At 72.5% G+C, this 15,361-nt stretch carries 10 protein-coding genes and 3 pseudogenes; 9 read left to right on the top strand and 4 right to left on the bottom strand.

What is annotated here, in order from left to right:
- Both AC08OJ_RS03880 and AC08OJ_RS03885 read left to right on the top strand, forming a co-directional pair.
- Positions 1 to 1,730 (top strand): annotated as a pseudogene (locus tag AC08OJ_RS03880) (hypothetical protein); the annotation flags it as partial.
- Positions 1,731 to 2,023: 293 nt separating this feature from the next.
- Positions 2,024 to 3,382 (top strand): PP2C family protein-serine/threonine phosphatase, encoded by a 1,359-nt coding sequence (locus tag AC08OJ_RS03885; RefSeq protein WP_476594257.1) that lies wholly within the window; start codon positions 2,024 to 2,026, stop codon positions 3,380 to 3,382.
- Between the two features lie 119 nt (positions 3,383 to 3,501).
- Here the strand turns inward: AC08OJ_RS03885 and AC08OJ_RS03890 are convergent, their stop codons facing one another.
- Complete coding sequence (locus AC08OJ_RS03890) at positions 3,502 to 5,151, bottom strand: hypothetical protein (RefSeq protein ID WP_476594256.1); 1,650 nt, start codon at positions 5,149 to 5,151, stop codon at positions 3,502 to 3,504.
- A 266-nt stretch (positions 5,152 to 5,417) separates the two neighbouring features.
- On the opposite strand from AC08OJ_RS03890, the gene mptB reads away from it, so the two are divergent.
- Positions 5,418 to 7,214, top strand: a complete 1,797-nt coding sequence (gene mptB / locus AC08OJ_RS03895; protein WP_476595083.1) for a polyprenol phosphomannose-dependent alpha 1,6 mannosyltransferase MptB — start codon at positions 5,418 to 5,420, stop codon at positions 7,212 to 7,214.
- Here mptB and AC08OJ_RS03900 read toward each other — a convergent pair.
- Positions 7,120 to 8,640 (bottom strand): glycosyltransferase 87 family protein, encoded by a 1,521-nt coding sequence (locus AC08OJ_RS03900; protein ID WP_476595084.1) that lies wholly within the window; start codon positions 8,638 to 8,640, stop codon positions 7,120 to 7,122. The two genes, mptB and AC08OJ_RS03900, sit on opposite strands and share 95 nt — an antisense overlap.
- A 203-nt stretch (positions 8,641 to 8,843) precedes the next feature.
- Between AC08OJ_RS03900 and AC08OJ_RS03905 the strand changes: the two are divergent.
- Together AC08OJ_RS03905 and AC08OJ_RS03910 are read left to right on the top strand one after the other, a co-directional pair.
- A pseudogene (locus AC08OJ_RS03905) lies at positions 8,844 to 9,187 on the top strand (Glu/Leu/Phe/Val family dehydrogenase); the annotation flags it as partial.
- A gap of 45 nt (positions 9,188 to 9,232) precedes the next feature.
- Positions 9,233 to 10,015 (top strand): Glu/Leu/Phe/Val family dehydrogenase, encoded by a 783-nt coding sequence (locus AC08OJ_RS03910; RefSeq protein WP_476595096.1) that lies wholly within the window; start codon positions 9,233 to 9,235, stop codon positions 10,013 to 10,015.
- A 20-nt stretch (positions 10,016 to 10,035) separates the two neighbouring features.
- Here the strand turns inward: AC08OJ_RS03910 and AC08OJ_RS03915 are convergent, their stop codons facing one another.
- The gene (locus tag AC08OJ_RS03915) at positions 10,036 to 10,449 is read right to left on the bottom strand and encodes an RNHCP domain-containing protein (RefSeq protein ID WP_476595085.1); all 414 of its coding nucleotides are present in this window, start codon (positions 10,447 to 10,449) and stop codon (positions 10,036 to 10,038) included.
- 297 nt (positions 10,450 to 10,746) lie between these two features.
- On the opposite strand from AC08OJ_RS03915, the gene AC08OJ_RS03920 reads away from it, so the two are divergent.
- From AC08OJ_RS03920 to AC08OJ_RS03935, 4 genes and pseudogenes are all read left to right on the top strand, one after another.
- Entirely contained in the window at positions 10,747 to 11,070 is a 324-nt protein-coding gene (locus AC08OJ_RS03920; protein ID WP_476595086.1) for a DUF3263 domain-containing protein, read from the top strand.
- 8 nt (positions 11,071 to 11,078) lie between these two features.
- Positions 11,079 to 11,741 carry a LytR C-terminal domain-containing protein gene (locus tag AC08OJ_RS03925; RefSeq protein ID WP_476595087.1) on the top strand — a complete coding sequence of 221 codons (663 nt, stop codon included), beginning with the start codon at positions 11,079 to 11,081 and terminating at the stop codon, positions 11,739 to 11,741.
- A 69-nt stretch (positions 11,742 to 11,810) separates the two neighbouring features.
- Positions 11,811 to 12,659: a trehalose-phosphatase gene (gene otsB / locus AC08OJ_RS03930; RefSeq protein WP_476595088.1), complete on the top strand. Its 849-nt coding sequence runs from the start codon at positions 11,811 to 11,813 to the stop codon at positions 12,657 to 12,659.
- Between the two features lie 201 nt (positions 12,660 to 12,860).
- Positions 12,861 to 14,374, top strand: a pseudogene (locus tag AC08OJ_RS03935) (alpha,alpha-trehalose-phosphate synthase (UDP-forming)); the annotation flags it as partial.
- 72 nt (positions 14,375 to 14,446) lie between these two features.
- On the opposite strand, the gene AC08OJ_RS03940 reads toward AC08OJ_RS03935, so the two are convergent.
- Complete coding sequence (locus AC08OJ_RS03940; protein ID WP_476593860.1) at positions 14,447 to 15,244, bottom strand: HAD family hydrolase; 798 nt, start codon at positions 15,242 to 15,244, stop codon at positions 14,447 to 14,449.
- Between the last annotated feature and the right edge of the window lie 117 nt (positions 15,245 to 15,361).

Below are 15,361 nucleotides of genomic sequence, written 5' to 3' on the forward strand. Positions count from 1 at the left end.
CACCACCACCCGCCACGCCACCACCCGCCACACCGGAATCGGCCACCGCGCAGCCAACCGATCCGGGCCCAGGGGGACGGCGGCACCTGGAACGGCTGGAACGGGACGCGGGGAACGCCGTCATCCGGCACGTCGCGGAGGCGTATCGGCAGGAGTGGTCGTACTGGGACGATCGTCTGCACCCGGTCGACCGGCTGCTCGCCGCCTTGGGCGTCCCGCTGGGCATCTCCCTCAGCGACGCGGCGTACGACCCTCTCGTCGATCCGCTCGAGTCACCCACCGACCTCCGCGAGCTCGCCGCGCTACGTGACCTGTTGCACTGCAACCTGCTGCACTGCAACCTGCCGCAGCGCGGCGAGCCCGCCCGCTCTCCCCTCGGAGCGGTCGCCCCACGCCCACCCGGCCGCCGTACCGATGTCCTGGCCCGCGCGGCGAGCGACGTCACTCAGGCCATCACTCGACGGCTGGCCCCGGACGCCTACCAGAGCGACCATGACCGCGCTGCCTACGTCGACGCGGTGCACCGCGCGGTGACGACGATGCAGCGCGAGGTCGTGGAGATGTTGACCCGGCTGGTCGCGGGGCTCGCCGCGCTCGCGATCCCGGCGGCGGCCGCGGTAGACCCCGCCGTCTGGGCCGAGCGCCGCATCGATCTGATCCATCAGACTCTGCGGGCCCTCTTCGACCTGTTCGGCCTGCCCGAGGGCTTCGAGTTCGCCAGAGCCCTGGCAGACGAAGTGGTAACAGGCGCCGCGCCGACGGGTGGCGGGTCGCAGTGGCCCCCTGAGTCGGCCGCAGCGAAAGTCGTGCGCCTGCTGCGCGAAACCCATGCCCGAGGAGCCGATACGTTCCGGCTGCTCGTCCTCTACGCCCCGGGATGGCATACCGCCGAGGACATCCGCGATGACATCGCCTACGCGGGGGCCTACGCGGGGGCCTACGCGGGGGCCTCCCCGGTCGGGCCACCCGGCCAGCCCGCGTCGCGGGCCCCTGATGCGGAGGTGCTCGGAGCCGGTGCCCGCCCGTATTTCGATCGGTTGATCGCAGTCCAGGCCGCGTCGGGACGAGGCGACGGGCCGCTGACGCAGACCGTGCGGCGCATCGCCGGCCTCTACCTGCCCGGCGCGTCCCACGAACCCGGTCCGCCCGGAGCGCTCGAGAACGATCTACATGTCCTGGGTGCGGAGCTCACCGCCCGCATTTCGCCGACCTGGCCGGACGGTCCCGATCCGGCGATCGCATTCCTCCGGGCCTGCCGGCTTGGCCAGCTGAACGCGACCCGTGTCTTCGGGCTGCTGGTCCGACACGTTCCGAACTGGGACGACGCCTGGGATCTGCACGAAGCCATCCGCCGGGACGGTGCCCCGGGCCAGGGAACCGCCTATCCGGAGGAGGAGCCGTTGACGGATCCGAAGCTGGCCAGAGCGGCGGAGAGGTACTTCCGCCGAACAGTGCGGGGATCGGAGGCAGATCGCCCCTTCCCCGCCGACCTGGAACGCGTCGTGCGCCGACTGGTGGCGCTCTACCTCCCCGACGACCCGCGGCTGCGGGCCGCGAGCGAGCTGCCCGGCTTCGTCGAGAGCCAGGTGATCGCTGCGATCAGCCGACCCGCACCGCTCAGGCGCCGCCTGCTCCCGTGGCGCGCCAGAACCACCAGGCTCGCCATGACCGCCGTGCTCACCGTGACGTTGTGCCTAACCTTGGTAATCTTCATCACCGTGGTGCGCTGATGCGGCGGCGAACAATCACCGTCTCGCGCCCCCGACACGGGCCGTCACCGTTCACCGGAGGCATCCTTCGTGGCGTCACCGGAGGCATCCTTCGTGGCGCCCGCCTCGCGGCGGGGCCGCCCGGGCGCCGGCCCTACTCGGCCGCGCCCAAGTCTGGAACAATGCGCAGCACTTGTGTCGGTGTCGCGACACATACCCGGTCTCTTCTGAGTTGATGCCCTTAGGTATGAAGGAAAACGACTGGCGACACGTCCTACAGCGTGATCGTAATTGCTACGGCGAGGACGGAGGCCATGGGTAGCCCGCTGGTACCGATCATGCTCATTGTGGTGCTGCTGGTGGGTGGGCTGGTCTTCGTCATCCTCAACAACCGACCCGTCCGGCCCGGAGAGAACCAGCGACGCTCCCGTGGCCTCGACCATCAGCGCCACCGATACGGTACGGTGCCGATCCGTGACAGCTCTGACATCACCCCGCCCGACGGGATCGTCCCCGGCTTCGCCGAGCCGACGCCGGTCTCCTCGGCAACCGGTGCGACGGGCAACGCGGCGGACAGGTCAGCGGACAGCGCGAGCGGCGTCCCGGACGCAGGCGCGGCATGGGGAGGGGATGTGACCTCGCAGGTTTCCGTCGGCGGCGGTGAAGGCGACCGCGATCCCGAGTCCACCGGCTGGACGCCACCGCCCGCCGGTCAGCCGCACCTCGGGCCCGGTGCCTTCGGTGACGAACGGGCGGATGCCACCCGCTACTACGACCCGGCGACCGGCGACTATCCCCTCCCGCCACCCGGGGAACACGCGCCGGCTCCGCGCGGTGCCGAGCCGACCCGAACGGTTGAGGACACGCCGTGGGAGAGCTCCCCCACGGCGACGACCATCCCCGTGGCTCCGCCCACTCCCCCGAGGGGGCAGGCGGGCGATCTCATGGCGATCGAGCCGGAGCAGACGACGGCCGCCGCGCTGCGACTCGCCGCCGCGGGGCGCACCCGCCGGGGCAGACGCGGCGGTCCCAACGAGGACGCGTTCGTCGTCGTCGACGGGCTGCTGGCGGTATCGGACGGAGTCGGTGGCGAGGCTGCCGGCCAGATCGCGTCCACGCTGGCGGTCACCACGGTGGCGGGTTTCCGCCCGCAGTACGCCGAGGATCCGCTTGAGGGCCTGCGCAAGGCCGTGGAACGGGCGAACTGGGTGGTCCGGACCCGGGCTCGCGAGGAGCCGGCCTGGCTCGGCATGGCCTGCACGCTGGACGTCGTCATCCTCGGGCGCCAGCAGAGCACCGGCGAGTACCTCACCGTCGCGCACGTGGGTGACAGCTCGGTGTGGTTGCAGCCCGGCAAGGGACGGCCGCGGGCACTGACCACACCGCACGCGATCCGCAACGGTCCGTTGCTCAACGCCGTCGGGCTCGCTGACGAGATCGAGGCGGACATCTTCAGCGAGCCGGTCCGCGCCGGTGACCGGGTCGTTCTCGCCAGCGACGGCATCACCAAGGTGATGAGCCCGGAACAGCTCGACGGCCTGCTGAGCGCGCTGGGGCCCGAGCCGCCCGAACGGGCCGCGGACGCGCTCGTCGAGGCGGCCCTGCTGGCCGGTGCCCGGGACGACACCACCATCGTCGTCGCGGATCTGGTGTCCGAACCCGCCGCCCGGTGAGTTCGTCCGGTCACCCGGTCACCTGGACATCCGGTCACCTGGACACCCGGCGCCCGGCCCGGCGCCCGGACGTCCTAGAGGGGCTGAGACACCCACCCGCCGACAGCCGCCCCGAGAGGTCAGGAGACACGCTGACCGACCGGGCAGTCCAGGGCGCTGGCGCGGGTCAGGCCGTCGACGGACAGCCGGGCGGACAGGCGCACCGGTCCGGACGACTCGGTGAGAATGCCCGTCCAGCCCCCGGCCGCCCGGAAGACGCACGCCGTGCCCCCCGACAGCTGCCAGTAGGGGGTGTAGTGCACGAGCACCGTGGCGACCCCGGGCGCGTGGAAGTCGACCGCGACCGAACTCACCCCCAGTTCGGTGAGTGAGGCCGGTCCCTGTACCAGACCCGGGGAGTCGGTGACGAGCCACACCTTCCAGTGCGCGTTCTGCCAGGCGAGCTCGAGATAGGGCAGACCGGCCCGCAGCAGCCTGGCCTCGGCGACCGCGGAGGGATCCAGCTCGACGTCGGGGAGGGCGACGTAGCGGATGCCGCGGGCGAGCAGCCACTCGTGGTAGGTCTCGGCGTTCAGTGTGCCGTCGTAGAACAGCGCGTTGTACTTGCTGTCGAGCTGGCGCAGCCAGCCGCGGGCTATGGGTACGGACGGGGCGACGAAGCGCGCCTCCCAGTGGGCCCGGGTAAAGGGAATCTCCACCCGCCCGGCCGGCACCGGCGCGCCGCGGTCGAGGTAGTCGAGGAGCTCGGTGTAGTAGGCCTTCGACCCGGACGGATCGCCGTGGACGAGCAGCGCCCCGTGCACCGGCCCGATCTGCCAGCCGATCAGCGGGATCGCCGCGACCGCGAGGACGCGGCGGCGTTCGGCGAGCAACAACGCCGCGGCGGGGCCGGCGAGCAGCGTCGCCGGTCGGGTGATGTTCCCGCCGACCTGGGTGGGCACGAAGAAGAAGACCACTGCCGCGGCCGCCCAGAGCAACAGGCCGTGCCGGATGGGCCGGATGAGCCGGGCGTGCCCGGGCACGATGAGCAGGCCGACCGCGATGAGGGTCAACAGCGACAGGAAGGTGACCGCGGGAAAGGGCTGGTACCCGTCCTCGGGAAACGCGAGCGCGACGATGATGCCGGATCCGGCGCCGACGAACGGGAGCGCGCGGCGCCATCCGATCGTCGGCAGCAACGCGAGGCCGACGAGCAGCACGAAGCCGCCGGCCAACGGAGACGCCAGCGACGACAGGACCGCGCCGATCCAGGTCAGCTTCGTGTGCCGTTCCCGCGCGCCGACCAGCGCCAGCGCACCGAAGGCCATCCCGAGAGCGAACGGCATGCGGCCCACGACGAGGTTCGCCACCGTCGAGACCGCGAACCAGACAAGGACCAGATCATGCCCGGCCCGCCGGCCAGGACCGCGGAGCAACCGGATCACGATCATCGTCGAGGCGACGCAGGAGATCGCGCCGAGCGGCTGTACCCCGACAAGCGCACCGAGCGGGGGGAACAGCACACTGTAGCCGGGGATGGTGTGACCGCCGTACCACTGATCGTCCCAGAGCACCACTCCGCCGTGCCGGAACAGCCAGACCCGGTACTCCTGGGCGGGGGTGTCCGGACCGGTGATGCCAAGACCGATGCACAGCAGGCAGAGCGCGGCGGTCAGAATCCAGGGCCAGCGGCGAACCGCCACGACGACGGCGAGAACACCCCGCACGAACGGTCCGCGGTGCCGCGGCGGCTCGAGGGCGATGGAAGGGGTCTGGGGCAGTGTGGCCACGCGAGGCTCCGACCCGGGGTGCCCGGGCCCACCCGTCGCCGGGGCGGTCGACGCCGCCCGCCCCCCCGAGATGGCGTCAGGCGAGGGACCGGGGGTCGCGAGCGTTGTCACCCGCGACCCCCCCACGCACCGACGACAGTCCATCCGCCGTCTCCGACCGGTCATCCCCCGACAGCTTGCCCCGCAGGCGGCGTCAGGCCACGCCCGTCCCGTCCGGACCAGGCAGCGGCCGGCCCCGACCTGCCGGCATCCGGGCCCCGACCAGGGTGACCCTGCTGGTCCTCGCCGGTGGCGGCGCCGCGGCCGTGGCCATGGTGAGCGAGGGTCGGCTCGGTTCGCGCGATCCGCACACGACCGACCCTTCCTCCTGGTGGGGCATTCTCCCATCGGCGGCCCCGTCGGATACCGCAAGGGGCGTCTTGGCCGGCTTGGCGGCCCTGGGTATCATCACTCTGTGTCTGTGCTGGGGCGGGCTTGTGCGCGCGACGATCGCCGGCCGCACCCCCCCGCGGGCCGCCCTCGCGGCAGTGATCGTCTGGAGCCTCCCGTTCGCGGTGGGCCCGCCGCTGTTCAGCCGGGACATCTACGCCTACGCCGCTCAGGGTGAGCTGGCGAGGCTCGGCCTGGATCCGGCGACACACGGCGTCTCCGCCCTGCTGACCGCTGAGGGCTCGGGCTCGGCGTTCGTCCGGGCCGTCGACCCCCGGTGGTGGAACACCCATGCGCCCTATGGCAGTGCCGCGGTCGCCGTGGAGAAGAGCGCCGCGGCCCTCGGCGGCGGGCCGGCCGGGACGGTCACGCTGCTCAAGATAGTCGCGATCCTCGCAACGATCGCGATGGTCGTCCTGACGCTACGGCTCGCCGGACCGGAGCCGGGCCGACGGGCCCTGGTCATGGTGCTCGTCGCGGCCAATCCGGTCGTCGTCGTGCACCTGATCGGCGGAGCCCACCTCGACGCAACGGCCGCGGCGCTGCTCGTGGCGGCGCTGGTGGTGGACCGCCGACGGCTCGTCTCGGCACCGGCGTCCGGCCCGGAGGGAAAAAGCACGCCGACGGCTCGGCAGGCCGCGCTCGGCGCCGCCGCGACGGCGCTGGTCGGCGTGGCCGGAAGCGTCAAGGCAACCGCCCTCCTCGGCGTCGCCTGGCTGGTGTTGGCGCATCTGCGGGCCGCCCGGCCGGCGCGACGCCCGATCCGCGCCGGCGCCGTGCTGCTCGCGGCCGATGCCGCCGCGGTCGCGCTCGCCGCGGGGCTGAGCATGGTGGCTGGCGGCTTCGGTCCGACCTGGATCCACGCGTTGTCCACGTCGGGCGCCCTGACCACGGGGATCGCACCAGCCTCGATTCTCGCCGCGGCGGTCGACGGGGTCGGCGGCATGCTTGGTCCGGTCGGCCGCCATCCGTCCGGCGCCGAAACGCAGCGGGCGACTCGGGCCCTGTGCCTGGCCGGCGCGACGCTGGTGGTGGCCTGGCTCGCCCTGCGCGCATGGCGGGACCGGGGCGGGTACACCGGCGGGGGTTCGCCCGGTTCCGGCGGGAACGAGCCCGGCGGGAACGAGCCCGGCTCGGGCACCGGCCGTCGGCACGACCTGATCGTGCTCGGCTACGGCGGGCTGGCGGTGGCGCTCGGCAGCCCGGTGCTCTACCCCTGGTACCTCGCGCTGTGCCTGCCGGCACTCGCGGTCGCCGTGGCCCTCGCCCGGTCAACCCCGCCGGCGCCCCACCCTGGAACGGCGCCCCACCCCGGGACACCGGGGATGCAACCACGCCGCATGAGGCGCCTCGGGGCAGCCATCGAACGGATCGTCGGGGGGTTCGGGGGGTGGACCACCGCCCTGGTGGTCGTCACGTCGGCCTGGCTGTGCCTGACGACCCTCGCGCCGCTCGCCGCGACCTGGCGGCTGCTTGGGCGCGCCGAGACGTCCCTGGCCGTCATCGGCTGCGCCGGCCTTGCGGCCGCGGGAACGGTCATCACGCTGGTCGTGATCCGGCGGCGGCACGCCACGCCCACCCGCAGACGGCGACCAGTCCGACGTTGCGGACTACCAGGACCAGGCTCATCATGATCCGTCCCTGGACGACGTCGTTGTACCGCCACGGATAGACGACCTGGGAGAGCACGACGCAGATCAACAGCAGCGCCACCCACCGCCACGACGGTCCACCGGCCGGGACGGTCAGGCCACCGGAGCCGGCGGGCCGGGCCATCGCGATCCAGACCGCGACGAGCGCCATGATCCACACGAGGTACTGCGGGCTGAGCACGCGGGCGGTCACGACCACGACAAGCAACAACGCGAGTGTGCGCCCCACGAGCACACCGGCCCGGCCCACGCCGTCCGCCGCCGCGGGCGGACGCGCCCACCCCCACCACCACAGGGCCGAAATGACGATCACTACGATCTCGGTCAACGAGCATGCAGTGGCCACGCTGCGGGCCAGCGGGGTGTCGAACTGGAGCGAACCGTAGGAATAGCCGGGTGCCGTTCCATGGCCGAGCATGTGGGCGACGACGAACGGCGTCGCGGCCACCGCCTCCACCTGTAGTCCGCGGGCCTGCTGCGCGCCAAGAAACCCGAACGCGTCCCGCCACCACCCGGTGACCGCGAACAGCGCCGCGAGCCCCCCGACGGCGCACAGGACGCCGGCGGCAAGACGTAACCAGTCCGGCGAGGGCGCCGGGAATCGGCCAGTGGGCCGGCCAGTGGGCCGGCCGGGGGGCAGATCGGGGGACCGATCGGGGGACGCCGACCGACCCGGAGACCGGAGCGGCGGACGGGACAGGGCGATCAGCAGCAGGACCGGCCAGATCTTGAGCAGCGCGCCCGCGGCGAGATGAAATCCCGCCCGGCCGGGCCGGCCCGCGGCGAGCGCGAGCACGGCCGCGACCGCCGCCGCGGCCGGCAGCAGATCGAAACGGGCCAGCGCCACCGGTCCCAGCGCGGTGAGACCGGCCACCCAGAACCCTGCCGCCGGGACCGAGCGACGCACCAGCGCGGCGGTCAGGACGGCGTCGACGGCCACCATCATCCCAATGAACACCGCTCGATAGGGCAATCCCAGATAGGCGTGAGTTACGTCGGGCAACACGAACACAACTGCCGCGCCCGGCGGATACTGCCAGCGGTCGTCACCGGTGGGCATCCCCTCGCCGCGACCGAGCCCGCGGCCCCACTCCGCATAGATGTGTAGATCGCCGAGCACGCTCTGCTGCATGCCGAACGCCTGGTCGGTCACCACCAGGATGACGAGGACGGCACGGCTGACCAGCCACCATGCCCAGAGGCGCCGGGCTGACCGGTCAGGGGTGCCGGCTCCGGGGCGGGCGAGCGCGGCCAGCCGTCCGGGTGCGGACAAAGCCGGCCCCCCGGCCCGCCGCGGCACCGGGAGGCGGCTCGACGGGTCCGCGCGCACGCTCGCGACCGTACCCGGAGGTGCCTGGTGGGCGATGGCGCGCCCTGCGCGCACCCGACAGACGGCATCTCCCGTCACCTATTGTTTGCGCCATATCGAGTCACCACCGCGGCGCGCAACGGAGCGCGCCGTGGCCGGCGGACCGGGCGGCGCGTTCGGCGGCGAAGGGTGGCTCGAAACGCGCCGCGGAGGTGCCTGTGATCCTCGGATCCGGCTCAGCATGGGACACGGCCTGCGTTCAACTGGCGAACGCGGCTCGTCATCTGGGCCTTGACGACGGTATGCACGACCTGCTCCGCACGCCCCGCCGGGCGATCACCGTCAGCGTTCCGCTACAGCGCGACGACGGTCAGCTGACCGTGCTGACCGGCTATCGCGTCCAGCACAACCTCGCCCGTGGCCCGGGCAAGGGGGGATCCGCTTCCACCCCACCACCGACCTCGACGAGGTCAAGGCGCTGGCGATGTGGATGACCTGGAAGTGCGCGCTGATGGGGATCCCCTACGGCGGGGCCAAGGGTGGCATCGCGGTGGAACCGGCGATGCTCTCCCTACCGGAACGCGAACGCCTGACCCGGCGCTACGCCGCCGAACTCGTCCCGTTGATCGGACCGGAGAAGGACATCCCGGCACCGGATGTGGGCACCGACGAGCAGACCACGGCCTGGATCATGGATACCTACTCGGCGCACACCGGGTACACCGCCACCGGCGTGGTAACCGGCAAGCCGCTGTCCATCGGCGGTTCCGCCGGTCGGGCCGGGGCGACCAGCCTGGGGGTGCAGCTTTCGGTGTTCGCCGCGCTGCGCGAGACCGGGCGCGACCCGCACGCGATGACAATCGCGGTCCAAGGCTTCGGCAAGGTGGGGGCGCTCGCGGCCCAGTACCTGCACGACGCCGGTTGCACTGTGGTCGCGGTCTCGGACGCGAAGGGCGGGATCTACAACCCGCAGGGACTCAACCCGGCCGCCCTCATCCGCTATCTCGCCGACGGCGCGGAGACGGTCGTCGGCTATCCGGGAACCGACACGATCACCAACGACGAGCTCCTGGAGCTCGACGTCGACGTGCTCGTCCCCGCGGCGCTGGAGGGCGTCATCACGGTCGAGAACGTCGACCTGGTCCGCGCGCCGATCATCGTCGAGGGCGCCAACGGCCCGGTGACCGCCGAGGCCGACCAGGTCCTGGACGACCGGGGCGTCCTGGTGGTGCCGGACATCCTCGCCAACGGCGGCGGGGTGGCGGTCTCGTACTTCGAGTGGGTGCAGGACATCCAGGCATATTTCTGGTCCGAGGACGAGGTCAACGACCGGCTCCGGGCGCTGATGGACCGCGCGTACCGCGAGGTCTCCCTGCTGGCCACGACCCAGAAGATCAGCATGCGCAGCGCCGCGCACGTCATCGGGGTCGGCCGGGTGGCCGACGCCCACCAGACCCGGGGTCTGTATCCCTGACCGGCAGCCCTGACCGGCGGTCATGAGCGCCGCGCGCGCCCCGGGCGGCGCGGCGGTCGCGCCCCGGGGCCCGGCAGCCCTGGGGCCGGCAGCCCTGGGGCCGTCGCCGCCTGCGCGACCGCGGCGGCGACCGCCAGCAGCGTGTCGCGATCGTCCGCCGGAGCGGACCGGTTGCGGCGCCGATGCCCGCACCGCTCGCAGACGTGCGTGATGACCAGATCGTGCGTACGGCTCTCCACCGCGACCGGCCGCATCACACCGCCGCACCGCGCCGCCCGATCGCCGGGGTTGACGTCGACGTGCCGCGACGACAGACAGGACGGGCAGTGGTTGGTGTACCCGTCACCACGCACGGCCGTCCCGCAGACCAGGCAGACGAAGTCCTCGGTGGTGCGGGTGAAGCGCCGGCTCACCGGCCAAGAGTAGGTCACCACACGGCGTGCCCCGCCTGCCCGGAGGCCAATCGGTGCCAATCGGTGCCAATGACAGCCAATCGGGGCGCTCTGACCTGGCCGGAACTCTGACCTGGCCAGGACCAGGTGGGAGCCTCCCGCGAGCGTCTCATCAGATCCGCGTCGGGCGGCCGGACCGCGGGCGGAACGTGTGTCGCCAGAGACGCCGAGGATGTCGGACCCACGGGGTGAAATAGTGGGCGGCGCACCATACCGGGCGTGGTACGTCGGCGCACTATCGCGCCCATCGTCCCGGATGCGTCCCGAGGAGGTCCCGCTGTGGAGGCAGCACACCCTCTACCGCCCGAGAGCCTGCCGCCCGAGAAACCAGCGCGGGCGGACGTCCCACCCAACGAACTGTCCGATCGCGACCGTCGCATGTTGCGCTTCGAGCAGGGTTGGTGGCGTCACCCGGGAGCCAAGGAGGAGGCGATCCGGGCCGAGTTCGGGCTGTCATCAACACGCTACTACCAATTGTTAAACCGGGTGATCGATTCGGAAGCCGCGCTGATAGCCGATCCGATGCTGGTCCGCCGGCTGCGCCGGCTGCGGGAGCAACGTCGGGCGGCCCGATCCGGCCGACGTGACCGGGCCGAGGGGTAAGACCACGCATGACACCTGCCACGAACGCACCGCCGCGGCGTCCCCACCGGCGGCGCCCGGACCGGCTCCACACCCTCGGCGCGGGCGTCGTCGCGGTTCTCGCCGTACTCGCGGGCATCCTGGTGGTCAATCTGCTGAACGGCCCGTCCGACGCGGACGGCTCCACCACCCAGGTCGCGGCCCCGACGCACTCGGCGCAGCCGGGCACGGACCAAGCCGGCGGCGGCCGGACCACTCCGGCCCCATCGCCGCACCGCGCGGCGGCCACGTCCCCGGCCCCCGGCCCGGGGGCCACGAAGACAGCGCCGGCGTCCCTGGAACCGACGCCGGCGCCGTCCGCGTCCACCGCGACGAAGCCGCCGGCCCCGCCGGGACCGAAGGCCACGGCCCCGGTGGTCGTCCTGAACAACTCGCGGGTCGCCGGGCTCGCCGAGGTGGCCGCCAAGCAGGTCGAGTCGGCCGGGTTCCGGGTCGAGCGGGTGGGCAACTACCAGTCGATCTACAACGTCCCGGTGACGACGGTCTTCTACGACGCCGACGCCGCCCGAGCCCTGAAGGAGGCGATGCCGGGCATCGAGAGCATCGTGCCCCAGTCGAAGACCAGAATCGTCTCCACCGACGCACTGATCCTGATGATCACCCGCGACTTCCCCGCCCGCCCGGAAAAATGATCACTTGACCGCCGCGCCACGCTCCTCACCGGCGCCCGACCACCTCGCCCCGTGACCGAGGAAGGCCCAGTGACCGAATCCGCGCCACACAGCCCATCCGCCCCCCGCACACCCGCCGGGGGCGCTGGACTCGCCGCCCTGCTCACCGCGCCCGAACGCGCCCTGATCGCCCTCGACTACGACGGCACCCTCGCTCCGATCGTCCCGCGGCCGTCGGACGCCGTCCCGGCGCCGGGGGCGATGGAGGCGCTGCGCCGGATCTCCCATGAGGTCGGCACCCTCGCCGTCATCACCGGACGGCCGGTGGACTCGCTGCTGGAACTGACCGGGCTGGAGAAGATCCCCGACTTCGGGAACCTGATCATCCTTGGCCAGTACGGACTGCAGCACTGGGACTCGGGCAGCCGCGCGATCAGCAGTCCCGAGCCGCTGCCCGGGGTCGCCGCGGTCCGCGCGGCGCTGCCCGAACTGCTCCGCGACGCCCCGGTCGGCACCGCCGTCGAGGACAAGCACCAGGCGCTGGTGGTACACGTGCGGCGCACCGCCGATCCGGACTCGGCGCTCGCCGCGCTCACGCCGGCGTTGACGGCCCTAGCTGAAGACCATGGGCTGGAGGCGGCGCCGGGCAAGCGAGTGCTGGAACTGCGTCCGCCCGGGCACGACAAGGGCGGTGCGCTGCGCGAGCTCATCGCGGCCCGCCAGGCGCGCTCGGTGCTGGTCGCCGGGGACGACTACGGCGATCTGCCGGCATTCGAGGCCGTCGACGAGCTACGGGCGGGCGGGCTGCCCGGTATCACCGTGTGCAGCGACAGCCCGGAGGTCCCGGACGTGATCCGCGAACGCGCCGACCTGGTCGTGGGCGGGCCCGCCGGGATGGTCGCCCTGCTGGAGGTGCTGGTCGAGCGGCTCAGCGGCTGACCGCTCGTGCCCTCTTCGCTCATCCCCATAGGGCGCGCTCAGCCCGCCCCCCGGGGCTCACCCCACCGGCATCCCTAAGCCAACGGCATTTCCGTGAGACATCTGTCGCCGATTCGTGAGCCTCCACCGCCAGACAAGACGATCTTGATGGACCGGCGTACAGGGCTGAGCGGATGGCCTACTCTCCGCAGTGTGCGTCGGATGCCGGGAGCCGAGGAAGACACCCTGCCGCGGCTGTGGCCGACTGGCACCGCGCGGGTGCTGGTCGCCTCCAACCGGGGGCCGGTGGCGTTCGCCGTCGGGGACGACGGGAAGCTGCGGATCCGGCGGGGCGCCGGCGGCCTCGTCAGTGGCCTCAGCCGGGTGGCGGCCGACGACTGTGACGGTCCGATGGCGTGGGTGTGTGCCGCCCTCAGTGACGCCGATCGCCGGGCAGCGCGTTCCGCGCCCGCCGGCCGCCTCGATCTCGCCGGCCACGACACCGGCGGCGCCGCCGTCCGGATGCTCGACGTCGACCAGGTCGTCTTTGACCGCGCCTACAACGCAGTCGCGAACCGCACGCTCTGGTTCATCCACCACCTGCTCTACGCGCCGGCGTCGCAGCCGGTCTTCGGCCCGGCGTTCCGCCGCGACTGGGAAGCGTACGAGACCTACAACGAGATGTTCGCCCAGGCCCTCGCGCACGAGGCCGCCCCGGGCGCCTCGGTGCTGATCCAGGACTACCACCTGACCCTGGTCGCCGCCCGGCTGCGGGCGCTGCGGGCGGACCTGCGGATCGCCCACTTCAGCCACACTCCCTGGGCACCGCCGGAGTACTTCCGGATACTCCCGGACGACGTCAGCGAACAGATCCTGCGCGGCATGCTCGGCGCCGACCGGCTCGGGTTCCTCACCGACGCCTGGGCCGACGCGTTCCAGGAATGCTGCCGCGACCTCCTCGGACTGCGGATCGAGCGGCGGGCGGTGACCGTCGGGACGGCCGGGCCGGGACGGGAAGCCGGGCGGCACCGGACGGTGCGGATCGGGGTACATCCGCTCGGCGTCAACGCGGACGAGCTGCGCGGCCGGGCCGCCGCCACCGACGTGGCCGCCCGGGCCGCCGAGCTGGTCGACCTGGCCAGCGGGCGGCGGCTCATCGTCCGGGTCGACCGCACCGAGCTGTCCAAGAACATCGTCCGCGGTCTCGACGCCTACCGGGAGCTGCTGCGCACCCGTCCGGAATGGCGCGGCAAGGTGATGCACCTGGTCTGCGCCTACCCGTCACGGCACGATCTGCCGGAGTACCGGGAATACACCGCCGCGGTGCAACGCCTAGCCGCGGAGATCGAGGACGAGTTCGCCACGGACACCTGGCTGCCGCTGCGGCTGGAGATCACCGACGACTGCCCCCGGTCGATCGCGGCCCTCTCGCTCGCGGAGGTGCTCGTCGTCAACCCGATCCGGGACGGCATGAACCTCGTCGCCAAGGAGGGGCCGATCGTCTCGATCAGGGATGCCTCCTCGTGCTCTCCCGGGAGGCCGGAGCCTGCGCGGAGATGGGCACGGCGGCGCTGGTCGTCAACCCGTTCGACATCCAGGCGACCGCGCGGGCTCTGCACACCGCCCTGACGATGCCCGCCCCCGAGCGGCGCCGGCGCGCCGAGGAGCTGGCCGCCGTCGCCGGGCGGCTGCCGCCCCAGCTCTGGTTCACCGACCAGCTGCACGCCCTCGCCGCCGACCGGTGGCCGTCCGGTCTGCCCTGCCGGTGCCGAACGTCGACGCGCGGACGGCGTTCAGGCGGACCGCGTTCAGGCGGCGACGGCCGCTCGCACCGCGCTGGCCCAGCCGGCGCCGACCGGGCCCGCCTCGACCGTGACGTTGTCGTACCGCGCCAGCAAGGCGGCGATGTCCGGGTGCCGCACCGCGTTCGCGACCAGGTGCATCCGCCCGACATGGGGAGCCATGGCCAGGTCGCTGGCGGAATCGCCGATGGCGATCGCCTCGGCCGGTGACACCCCGCGCCGCTTGAGGTCGTAGGCGACCGCGTCCCCCTTGCCCACACCGTCCGGGACCAGATGGTAGACATGCGGATTCACTCCGAGATCAGGCATGTGGACCGGCGAGATCAGCCCGTTGTCGCGCATGCTCAACCAGGGGAACCCGGTCTCGGCGAGCCAGCCGTCGACCTCCGACACCTCGATCTTCCCGCGAAGCATGACGTCGACCTCCCGGCCGGAGTGCGAGGGGGTGTGCAGCTCCAGCCGCCCGGGGTAGCGCTCGACCATCCGGTCGAGCAGGTACTCCGGTACCTGGTCGAAGTCGGGCGGCATCGCGCCGCGCAGGATCTCGCTGTCGCGCCCCTCGTTCCAGCCGACGATCGCGCCGAGCTCCCCGATGAACCCGTCCGCGCCGAAGATCGCTGCGGCCTCGAGAAGCTGCGGACGGGTACGCCCGCTGACCAGGACCAGCGCAACGCCGGCGCCGTGCAGCTCGGCGAGCGCACGAGCCGGCTCCAGGGTGATCGCTCCCCCCTCCGCCCGGAAGAAACAACCCTTGGGACCGACCATCGTGCCGTCAAGATCGGTATAGACGACGCGGATACTCACTGTTACAGACTCCCTGGCTCTGGCGTGATCGGGTCGATCTCCGGGCATGGGGGCGCGCGCGGCCGGTGCGAGCGGGCAGGACCCGCCCGCACCGGTGAGACCACACCGAGAAACCTC

The sequence above is a fragment of the Frankia sp. CgKIO3 genome (assembly GCF_977946435.1).

Coding starts and splice junctions, on each gene's coding strand:
- AC08OJ_RS03925 (WP_476595087.1), top strand. CDS start 11,079: ATGACACCTGCCACGAACGCACCGCCGCGGCGTCCCCACCGGCGGCGC.
- AC08OJ_RS03885 (WP_476594257.1), top strand. CDS start 2,024: ATGGGTAGCCCGCTGGTACCGATCATGCTCATTGTGGTGCTGCTGGTG.
- AC08OJ_RS03910 (WP_476595096.1), top strand. CDS start 9,233: ATGGATACCTACTCGGCGCACACCGGGTACACCGCCACCGGCGTGGTA.